The 8245-nt window shown below is 77.8% G+C and carries 8 protein-coding genes; 3 read left to right on the top strand and 5 right to left on the bottom strand.

The window, feature by feature from the left end; all coding sequences use genetic code 11:
* A partial coding sequence (locus GTQ99_RS16070) for a DUF4349 domain-containing protein (RefSeq protein WP_166616744.1) occupies window positions 1–904 on the top strand: 904 nt, incomplete at its 5' end.
* Here GTQ99_RS16070 and GTQ99_RS16065 read toward each other — a convergent pair.
* Together GTQ99_RS16065 and GTQ99_RS26175 are read right to left on the bottom strand one after the other, a co-directional pair.
* On the bottom strand, window positions 901–1902 hold the full coding sequence (locus GTQ99_RS16065; protein ID WP_166616743.1) for an ABC-2 transporter permease: 1002 nt from the start codon (window positions 1900–1902) through the stop codon (window positions 901–903). The genes GTQ99_RS16070 and GTQ99_RS16065 overlap by 4 nt on opposite strands.
* Window positions 1903–1914: 12 nt before the next feature.
* Window positions 1915–2781, bottom strand: a complete 867-nt coding sequence (locus GTQ99_RS26175; protein WP_166616742.1) for a hypothetical protein — start codon at window positions 2779–2781, stop codon at window positions 1915–1917.
* Window positions 2782–3020: 239 nt separating this feature from the next.
* Here GTQ99_RS26175 and rpsT point away from each other — a divergent pair, with 239 nt between their 5' ends.
* The gene (gene rpsT, locus GTQ99_RS16055; protein WP_166616741.1) at window positions 3021–3281 is read left to right on the top strand and encodes a 30S ribosomal protein S20; all 261 of its coding nucleotides are present in this window, start codon (window positions 3021–3023) and stop codon (window positions 3279–3281) included.
* A gap of 87 nt (window positions 3282–3368) precedes the next feature.
* Here rpsT and holA read toward each other — a convergent pair whose 3' ends face one another.
* Window positions 3369–4430 carry a DNA polymerase III subunit delta gene (gene holA / locus GTQ99_RS16050; protein ID WP_166616740.1) on the bottom strand — a complete coding sequence of 354 codons (1062 nt, stop codon included), beginning with the start codon at window positions 4428–4430 and terminating at the stop codon, window positions 3369–3371.
* A 167-nt stretch (window positions 4431–4597) separates the two neighbouring features.
* Between holA and GTQ99_RS16045 the strand changes: the two genes are divergently transcribed.
* Entirely contained in the window at window positions 4598–5551 is a 954-nt protein-coding gene (locus GTQ99_RS16045) for a manganese catalase family protein (RefSeq protein WP_166616739.1), read from the top strand.
* Between the two features lie 70 nt (window positions 5552–5621).
* Here the strand turns inward: GTQ99_RS16045 and GTQ99_RS16040 are convergent, their stop codons facing one another.
* Window positions 5622–7160: an amidohydrolase family protein gene (locus GTQ99_RS16040; RefSeq protein WP_205707610.1), complete on the bottom strand. Its 1539-nt coding sequence runs from the start codon at window positions 7158–7160 to the stop codon at window positions 5622–5624.
* 105 nt (window positions 7161–7265) lie between these two features.
* Window positions 7266–8245: ComEC/Rec2 family competence protein (locus tag GTQ99_RS16035; RefSeq protein ID WP_166616737.1), on the bottom strand; the 980-nt coding region annotated here is incomplete at its 5' end.

Genomic DNA, 8245 nt, shown 5'->3' with positions numbered 1-8245 from the left:
CTCCTCCGCCGGCTCGGGCGCCGGGTCCGCCGGGGCGCCGGACGCCGCGAGCGCCGGCGAGCAGGCCGCGCCGGGGGCGGCCGGTGCCGCCGCGGCCACCGCGGCGACCGAGCCGGGCACCGGCGGCGCCGTCGACCCCGCCGCCCAGCAGCGCGCGGTCGTCTCCACCGCCGACCTCACCGTGCGGGTCGACGACCTCGCCGCGGCCAGTGCGGCCGTGCAGCGGCTGACCGTCGAGGCCGGCGGCCTCGTCACGGCCAGCCGGACCGGCTCCGCCGCCGCTCCCCCCGCGGGTCCTCCCGAGGAGGGTGACGGCGGCAGCGCGGACGGCAGCGTGGACGGCAGCACCGCGCGGGGCGGCGGGGACGCTCACCTGACGCTGCGGGTGCCCGCCGCGCGCTCCGCGGAGGTCCTCGACGCCGTCGCGGCGCTGGGCACCCAGCTGGAGCGCAGCACGGCGTCCGCCGACGTGACCGCCGAGGTCGCCGACGTCGGCAGCCGCGTGGTGTCCGCGCAGGCGGTCCTGGCGACCTTCCGCGAGCGGCTGCCGCAGGCCACGACGATCCCGGACGTCCTCGCCCTCGAGGGGGAGATCGCCCGCCGGCAGGCGGACCTGGAGGCGCTGCAGGCCCGCCAGCGGGTCCTCGCCGACCAGGTGGCGCTGGCCACCGTCGAGGTCTCGCTCACCGCCGGCGCGCTCCCCGCGCGCAGCGCCGCGGCGCCGGGGTTCCGCGGGGGCCTGGCCGCCGGCTGGCGCGCCCTGGGCGAGTCCGCCCGGGTCGTGGCGCTCGCCCTCGGCGCCGTGCTGCCGTTCGCGCTCCCGGCGGCCCTGGTCGCCGCGCCGCTGCTGGTGGTGCGCCGGCGCCGGCGCACCACCGGCAGCAGCGCGGCCGGCGGCGCCTAGGCGGCCGGGCTCGTCCGCCTGCGGCGGCACACCAGCACCAGCGCCGCCACCGTGAGCACCGCCCAGCCGAGCAGCACCAGCCGCGGCCCCCACCGCTCGGTGTCGGGGAAGTACGCCGCCGCGCGCAGCGCCGACACCGTGGCCCCCGAGGGCAGCCAGTGGTGCAGGAAGCCGAAGGGCTGCGGCAGCAGCGCGGGCGAGACCGCCCCGCCGGAGGAGGTGTTGCCCAGCAGGATGAACAGCGCCCACGTCGGCAGCAGCGCCCAGCGGCCGATGAGGACGCTCATCGTGGCCGCGAAGGAGGTCGCCGTCACCATCTGCAGACCGAGGGCCCACCAGGTCTCCAGGAACGGCAGCGGCAGGTCCAGCAGGACGACGGTGGCCGTCACGATCGCCAGCCCGCCCAGCACCGCCAGCGCGGCCGTGCACACCAGCCACGCCGTCAGCGAGAGCGGTTTGGCGTTGACCCGCAGCTGGAAGGCCCCGACGAAGCCGACGACCGTCGCGGCGATCGTCACGTAGAACGCGGACAGCCCCGAGGGGTCGGCGGCCGGCAGCGGGTGCAGGTCGCGGGTGCTCAGCCGGGTGCCGGTGCGCTCCTGCGCCAGCGCCGAGGCCTGCGCCAGCACGCGCGCCACCGAGCTGCCGGAGGCGCTGGAGGTCTCCAGCACGACCGAGCCGCCGGCCTGGACCTGCACGACGGCGTACTGCTCCTGCAGCGCCACGGCGCGCTCGGCCTCGGCGACGGAGGCGAACTCGGTGACGACGAGGCCGTGGGAGGTGGCCTCGTCCAGCGCGCGCAGGTACGCGTTCGCCTGCGCGCCGGGGCCGACGACCCCGACGGCCAGCGCCCGGGCCGTCGGCCGGCCGAGGGCGTCGAGGTAGAGGAAGGCGAACAGCGCCCCCATGAGCGCGGCGACGGCGATCACGACGGCCGCGCTGCGCAGCGGCGCCTCCCGCCACAGCGGGCCCTCGGAGGTGGAGTGGCGGGCGGTCACCGGCGCGCCCGCTCAGACGTCGAGGTCACCGCCGTCGAACCCGCCGTCGAACCCGCCGTCGAACCCGCCGTCGAAGCCGCCGTCGAACCCGCCGCCGCCGTCGTCGAAGCCGCCCGCGTCGTAGCCGCCGCCGTCGTAGCCCACGTCCTGGGTGTCCACGCCCGGGTCGGCACCCGCGTCGCCGGCGTCGCCCGCGTCGCCCGCGTCGCCGCCGGCGTCGGAGCCCTGGTCACCGGCCTCGTAGGCCTGGTCGTCGCCCCAGTGGTCGTTGCCGAAGTCGTCGGGGATGAGCGCGTCGGCGATGGCCGTGCCGACGAAGGCGCCGGCGACGCTGGTCAGCAGCGTGCTGCCGAGCCCCATGCCGCCCATCCCCATGCCGCCCATGCCGAAGCCGCCGCCGCCGAAGCCGCCGCCGCCGAAGCCGCCGCCGAAGCCGCGCCCGTAGCCGCCGCCGTAACCGCCGCCCGGGCCGTAGCCGGGGCCGCTGTTGAAGACCTGGACGAGGGTGCCGGGCTGGCGCATCTCCGCGCGGGTGGCGGTGCGGGCCAGTGAGCGCGCGTCGTCACCGCGCTGCTCGGAGGCGGGCACGACCGCCGACAGCTGCTGCAGCACCTGGCGGCGCTGCTCGGGGGTCAGCTTGGCGAACGCCTCGGCGTGCGCCTCCTCGACCTGCTCGGGCGGGGCCGTGCGCAGCATGTAGCGGTAGCGGGCGACGGCGGCCTCGTCGGCGTCGCGGGGCGCACCGGCCGGGTCCGGGCGCCGCGGCGGCGCCGGCGGGCGGTGGTCGACGGAGTACCCCTCGTCGTACCCCGCGTCGCGGTGGCGCTGCGAGCGCTCGCCCCTGCCGCGTCGTCCCAGCAGCCGGTCCAGCAGTCCCATCTCGTCCTCCCACGTCGTCGATCGACGACGCAGAGCGCACCACGCGCGCCGGGCACCCGCATCCCGGGACGCCCGCTGGTGTCGAGGACGCCCTCCGCGCGCTGCTAGTCTTGACGACGCCTTCGCTCTGTGCGGAGGTCACGGTCTCCCGCCGTCCCTCCCGGTGTCCCCACGCCGGAGTCCCCGGTGGAGCGACCGCCCTCTGACACCGATCGACGATCGACAGGAAGACGGAGCACGTGGCGAACATCAAGTCGCAGAAGAAGCGCATCCTCACCAACGAGAAGGCGCGCCTGCGCAACAAGGCCGTCAAGTCGGAGCTGCGCACCGCGGTCCGCTCGTTCCGCGAGGCCCTCGCGGCCGGCGACACCGAGAAGGCCCAGGCCGCGCTGGCCCACGCGAGCAAGAAGCTCGACAAGGCCGTGAGCAAGGGCGTCATCCACAAGAACCAGGCCGCCAACCGCAAGTCGGCCATCGCGAAGGCCGCTGCCAAGGCCTGAGCGCACCGCACGACCCGTCGAGGGCCGGCTCCCCACCCGGGGCGCCGGCCTTCGTCGTCCCCGGCCCCCGTCGTCCCCGGCGACCCGCTAGCGGTCGCGGGCCTCGGCGATGACGCGGACGGCGCGCTCCAGGGCGTGCTGGGCGTCCTGCCCACCGCCCTTGACGGCGTGGTCGGCGGCGGCGACGGCGAGGATCGCCTCCGCCAGCGGCTCGGGGTCCAGGTGCTGCAGCTCCCGGCGGGCCCGGTCGACCAGCCAGGGGGCCATCCCCAGCTCGCGCGCCACGTCCGCCGAGCGGCTGCGACCGGCGGCCGCCACCTTGGCCAGCTGCCGCAGCCGGGAGGCGAGCGCCGCGACGACGAGCACCGGCGGCACCCCGGTGGCGAAGGCGTGCCGCACGAGGACCAGCGCCTGGCCGGTGCGGCCCTCCACGGCGGCGTCGGCGACCTCGAAGCCCGTCGCCTCGCGCCGGCCCCCGTGGTAGCGGTGCACGTCGGCCTCGCCGATGGTGCCGTCGGTGTCGCCGACCAGCTGGTCCACCGCGGCGGCCAGCTCCCCCAGGTCGCTGCCCAGGGCGGCCACGAGCGCGCGGGCGGCCTCGACGTCGATGCGGCGGCGGGCGCGGCGCACGTCGGAGAGGACGAAGTCGACCTTGTCCTGGTCGCGCTTGAGCGGCTGGCAGGACACCTCCACGGCGCCGGGGGCCGCGCGGGCGGCGTCGAGGACCTTCTTGGCCCGCGGCCCGCCCCGGTGGCGCAGCACGAGCACCACCGACCCCAGCGGTGCCGGCAGGTACTCCAGGACGTCCTCGACGAAGGCCTCGGTGGCCGCGTCGACGCCGTCGACGACGACGAGGGAGCGCTCGTCGAACAACGACGGGGACGTCCACGTGGCCAGCTGGCCCTTCTGGTAGCCGGCCGCGGCGACGTCGGTGCGCTCGAAGGCGGGGTCGAGCTCGCGCATGCGGGTCAGCAGCGCGGTGGACGCCCGGTCGGCCAGGTGGTCCTCGGACCCCGCGAGCAGCACGACCGGCGCCGGCTCCAGGTCGTGCGCGGAGACCGTCCGCGCGCCGGCCGCCGCCTTGGCCGCCCCCTTCGCGGGGGCCTTGGCGGGGGTCTTGGCGCTGGAGCGGGCGGTCTTGGCGGGCACGGGGCCAGCGTGCCACGCGGGGGCGACACGCCCCGGCCAGCCGCCCCGCGGCCGCCGCCCCGAGGTGCGCGCCGCTCCCGCAGGGGGTCGACTGGCCGCGGCGCGCCGCGGGACCGCAGCCCGCGGTCCTGCCGCCGGCGCGCCACCGACCACGGAGGGATGCGCCCGTGTACCTGCACGTGCAGAAGCTGATCCACGAGATCGCCGAGGACGAGCCGGACCCGGCGGCGGCCAACGCCCTCCAGGAGGGGCTGGGCGGCCAGTTCGGCGAGATGCGCACGATGATGCAGTACCTGTTCCAGTCGATGAACTTCCGCGGCGCGGCGGCCAAGCCCTACAAGGACCTGCTGCAGGGCATCGGCACCGAGGAGATCAGCCACGTCGAGCTCATCGGCACGACGATCGCCCGGCTGCTCGACGGCTCCCCCCGCTACCAGGGCAAGCAGACCGACCCCCTGGACACCCCCGGCGCGGGAGGGGCGACACCGCTGGCGAACGCCCTCACCGACTCCAACATCCACCACTACCTCGTGGGTGCGCAGGGAGCGCTGCCGGTGGACTCCGCGGGCAACCCGTGGAGCGGCAGCTACGTCTACAACTCCGGGAACCTCGTGCTGGACCTGCTGTACAACCTCATGCTCGAGTCCACCGGGCGGCTGCAGAAGTGCCGCATCTACGAGATGTCGGCCAACAAGACGCTGCGCTCCACCGTCAGCTACCTCATCGTGCGCGACCAGGCCCACGAGAACGGTTACGCCAAGGCGCTGGAGACCCTCGGGGTGGACTGGAAGAAGCTGCTGCCGATCCCGAAGACCAGCGCGGAGCGCTTCCCCGAGGTCAAGCAGATGGTGGACCTCGGCTGGCAGTCCAAGCAGTACACCTTCGACCTCACCGGCGCCTCGGAGGCGGCGAAGGTCTACCGCGGGATGTCGCCGTCCAAGGACGGCACCGAGCTCGACGCGAGCGAGCAGGCGCCCGAGGGGGCGCCGCTGACCATCGCCGAGGAGCGCTACGAGGAGTTCGCCCCCGGTCTGGACCCGGAGCTGCTCGAGCTCATCCAGGCGACCGCGGACCTGGAGCTGGCCGAGCCCGTCATGACGTACGGGCCGCTGCGGAGCTGACCGACCGCCCGGTCCTCGACCCCGCGGTCCCCGGCGCCGGGGGCCGCGGGGTCCCCGGCGCCGGCGCGCCTCACAGCCCCGAGCGGGCGGTGAACTCCCCGCCGACGAGCGTGGCCAGCACCTCGGTGCGCCGCAGCGCGTCCGCGCCGCCGCGGGCGAGGACGGCGGCGGGCTCGTCCGCCACGAGCACGACGTCGGCGTCGTCGCCGACGCGCACGCCGGTGCGCCCGGCGCACGCGGCCGGCAGCGCCACCTCCAGCGGCAGCTGCTGCTGCGGGTGCCAGGCGGGCCGCCCGTCGACGCTGCGGTGCACGGCGCTGGCGATCGCGTCCCACGGGTCCAGCGCCGCCACGGGGGCGTCCGAGCCCAGCCGCAGCCGCGCGCCCGCGGCGTGCAGCGAGGCGTAGGGGTAGGCGTCCCCGGCCCCGTCCGCCCAGTGCACCTCCAGGACGTCGCGGTCGTCGACGACGTGCCGCGGCTGGATGCTGGCGACCACGTCGAGGGCGGCGAAGCGGGCGACGTCGGCGGGGGCGACCTGCTGGGCGTGCTCGACGCTGCCCGTGCAGCCGACGGCGGCGAAGCCGTCGAGGGCGACCGCCACGGCCGCGTCCCCGATGGCGTGCACGGCCGCTCCCAGCCCGTGCGAGGTCGCGCGGCGCAGCACCGCCTCCAGCTGCCCGGGCGGCAGGCGCAGCACCCCGTGGCCGCCGTCGGGGTAGGCGTGGCGGCAGTAGGCGGTGCGGGTGCCCAGCGAGCCGTCGACGACGAGCTTGACCGGGCCGACCCGGACCCGCCCCCCGGCACCGGGCACCGGGTCGCCGGTGCGCAGGCCGGCCGCCACGACCTCCTCCAGCCAGTCCGGCCACACGCCCGCGGACACCCGCAGCGCCGGGTGCAGCCCCGCCGCCGCGCGCCGCGCCCAGGTGCTCAGCGGCGCGTACTCCAGGTCCACGACGCCGGTGACCCCGCGCGCGGCGGCCGCCCGCGTGGCCTCGGCCACCCAGCGGTCGCCGACGTCGGCGCCCACGTCGGCCGCGGCGGCCGCCAGCTGCATCGCCGCCGCCTCCCGCAGCAGCCCGTCGGGGGCCTGCTCGGGCGGCACGCCGAAGCGGCGGGCGGCGGCGGGGTTCACCCAGGCCGCGTGCAGGTCGGCGCTGACGACCAGGACGGGGCGCTGCCCGAAGCGGGCCTCGAGGACGTCGCCGTGCGGGGGTTCGCTCCACAGCGCGTCGCGGAAGCCGTGGCCGACGACGAGGTCGTCACCGGCGGGCGCCTCGCGGGCGAGGACGTCGGCGACCTCGGAGGGCGAGCCGGCGGCCAGGACGTCGATGCGCCGGCGAGCCGCCGCCCACTGGGTGAGGTGGACGTGGCTGTCGACGAGCCCGGGCAGCAGCACGGCGCCGTCGGCGTCGACGACCTCCGCCCCCGCCGGCGCGTCCGCGTCCAGCCCGGGTGCACCGGCGCGCAGGTCGGCCCCGACCGCGCGCACCCGGCCACCTGCCAGCAGCACGTCGCGCACCTGCCCCGCGCGGCGGACGCGGCGCAGCAGCACCGGCGGCGGCGCGCCGCCGGCGGGCTCGGCGGGCGGGCGGGCGGGGACCGGGTTCACCGGGTGACCTCCAGTCGGGCGGCCCGGCGGCGGGCCTGGTCGGTGGATCGGGCGTGCGGATGCGTGCGGGTGCGCGGGGTCCATGCTGCCGCGCAGCGGGGACGCTCACCCGGCGGAGTAGCGGGCGCGCAGCTCGGCCTGTGCCGGGTCGGAGCCGCGCTCCAGGGTGCGCAGCCGCTGCGGGGTGCCCGCGACGGCCACGTCGCCGCCGGTGTCGGTGCGCAGCACCCGCGCGCCGGTCAGCAGCGCGAGCGCGGCCGGCGCCGGGTGCCCGTAGTCGTTGACGGCGCCGACCTGCACGATGGCCACCCGGGCGCGCACCCGCCGGTGCAGGGCCGCCTCCTGCGAGGCGGAGCCGTGGTGGGCGACCTTGACGACGTCGACGAGCGGCCCGCCCGGCCACCGGCCGCTCGTGGCCAGCAGGCGCTGCTGCCCCTCGCGCTCCAGGTCCCCGAGGAGCAGCACCCGCACCCCGGCGACGTCGGCCAGCAGGACCACGCTGGAGTCGTTGACCTGCGAGGAGTCCGGCTCGCGGGTGCCGGCCACGGCCGGGCGCGGGCCGAGCACCGTCCAGGACACCTGCCCCGCGCGCCCGGACTCCCCCGCCGCCACTTCCCGCACGCGGGCCCCGGCCGCGGCGGCGCTCGCGGCGACCCGGTCGGCGGCCGGCCGGACCGCGAGCGGGGAGACGAGGAGCTCGCCCACCGCGCGCCCGCGCAGCGCACCGGGCAGGCCGTCGACGTGGTCGGCGTGGAAGTGGGTCAGCACGACCGCGTCCAGCCGCCGCACCCCCAGCCGGTCCAGGCAGCCGTCGACGAGCTCGGCGTCGGGGCCCGCGTCGACGAGGAGCGCCGAGGCGGGTCCCGAGCGCAGGACGAGCGCGTCGCCCTGGCCGACGTCGCAGCCGACGACGCGCCAGTCCGCGGGCGGCCACGGCCCGGACGGGCCGCCCCAGCGGGGAGCGCAGCGCAGCAGCAGGACGGCCAGCAGGACCAGCACGAGCGCGGCGGCGGCCCAGCGGCGCCGGCCCGCGGGTGCGCCCGCCGGCGGGTGGCGGCGGCCGCGGCGAGCACGAGCAGCACGGT

The sequence above is a fragment of the Kineococcus vitellinus genome (assembly GCF_009906315.1).
Lineage (GTDB): Bacteria > Actinomycetota > Actinomycetes > Actinomycetales > Kineococcaceae > Kineococcus > Kineococcus vitellinus.
The sequence above is the reverse complement of the archived record's forward strand: the minus strand, read 5'-3'. Positions and strand labels throughout refer to the sequence as shown.